Genomic DNA, 1,742 nt, shown 5'->3' with positions numbered 1-1,742 from the left:
GTCCGCGTGGCGCGCGGCCCGGCGGAGTGCTGTGGCATTCATGATCTTTCCCCCGTTTCCCCCGTGGGAGGTGATGTCGCCCATGACGACGCGCGGCGGGGGGACGCCGGTTCCCCTCCCGGCGGCACAACCGGCCGTCCGGAGAGGGGAGTACGGGGTGCTGATGCACCGGGGGCGTACGGGGTCAGCGGGACGTCGCGGCCTTGCGCAGCTCGTCCTCCAGGTCCTCCAGCGCCAGGCCCTTCGTCTCCGGCGCGTACCGCTTGCAGAAGAGGAACGACAGGACGCACATCACGGCGAAGAACCAGAAGGTGACGCTGGCGCCGACCGCGTCCAGCAGCACCGGGAAGGCCAGCGCGATCCCGAAGTTGACCATCCACATCACGAACACCGCGGCACCCATGGCCAGTCCGCGCACCTTGAGCGGGAACATCTCGGCGAGCAGCAGCCACACCCCGGTGTTCAAGGTGGCCTGCATGAAGGCCATGTAGAGGACCATCAGGGCGAGGACGAGCACGCTGACGCCGGTGGAGTGCGGCAGGTGGAAGGAGGCGCCGAGCAGGACGAGCGAGACGGTCATCCCGGCGAGGCCGGTCATCAGCATGGGGCGCCGGCCGACCCGGTCGATCAGCGACATCCCGACGGCGGTGGCGATCACGGAGACGGCGCCGACGGCGATGGTCGCGGTGATCGAGGCGTTGGTGCCCAGGCCCGTCGAGGCGAGGATCTTGGGGGCGAAGTAGATGACGGCGTTGACGCCGGTGATCTGCTGGACGATCGCCAGCCCGATGCCGACCAGCAGCAGCCGCCGCACCCAGGGGGTGCGCAGTTCGTCCCAGGCGCCGCGCCGGGCGTCGGCCTCCAGGCCGCGGGCGTGGTCGATCCGCTCCAGCTCGGCCGGGACCTCGGCGGCGGGCAGCGTCCTGCGGAGCACCCGGGAGGCGTCGTCGGTCCGGCCCTTGCTGATGTACCAGCGCGGGGTGTCGGGGAGGAAGAACAGCCCGACGAAGAGGGCGACCGCGGGCAGCGCGGCCATCCCGAGCATCCAGCGCCATGCCTCCCACTGGGCGAGGACGGCGTTGATGAGGTAGGCGAGCAGCTGCCCGCTGACGATCATCAGGGAGTTGAAGGAGACCAGCCGTCCGCGCACGTGCGGGGGTGCGATCTCGGAGAGGTACAGCGGGGTGATGACGGAGGCGCTGCCGACGGCGAGGCCGAGGACGAAGCGGGCCACGGCCATGAACGGGACGGTGGGCGCGAGCGCGACGGCCAGCGCGCCGCCGATGAAGATGGCGCCGGCCCACAGCAGGGAGTTGCGCCGGCCCAGCAGGTCGGCCATCCGCCCGCCGGCCAGCGAGCCGAAGGCGGCGCCGATCAGCAGGGCGCTGGTGATGATCCCCTCACCCAGCGAGGTGAGGTGGAAGTGGCCCTCCATGAAGGGCAGGGCACCGGAGACCACCCCGGTGTCGTAGCCGAACAGTGCGCCGCCGAGGGCGGCGATGGCGGCGATGCCGATGATGAAGCGCCGGGCGGTGCGGGGGGTCGCGCCGCCGGCTGCTGCCGCGGGAGCCTTCTGGCTGGTCGGGGCGGACATGGTCAGCTCCAGTTCGCCCGGACGCGGTGGTCCTCGCGGGCGGCGTGGCCGGGCGGCGGCACGGGGGGACAGGGGGCTATGCGCATGGCTAGAGGGGCCTTTCGGGCAGGCGGGGGGAAGGCGGCTCCGGTGACGGAGGGGGCCTCGG

General features: G+C 72.1%; 1 protein-coding gene. It reads right to left on the bottom strand.

The genetic code is table 11. From position 1 onward, the window contains the following. Positions 1-184 precede the first annotated feature (184 nt). Entirely contained in the window at positions 185-1,594 is a 1,410-nt protein-coding gene (locus AC51EU_RS30215) for a sugar porter family MFS transporter (RefSeq protein WP_496270278.1), read from the bottom strand. Positions 1,595-1,742: the final 148 nt, after the last annotated feature.

It is taken from the genome of Candidatus Streptomyces philanthi (assembly GCF_059553635.1).
This window is presented reverse-complemented; position numbering and strand designations above follow the sequence as displayed.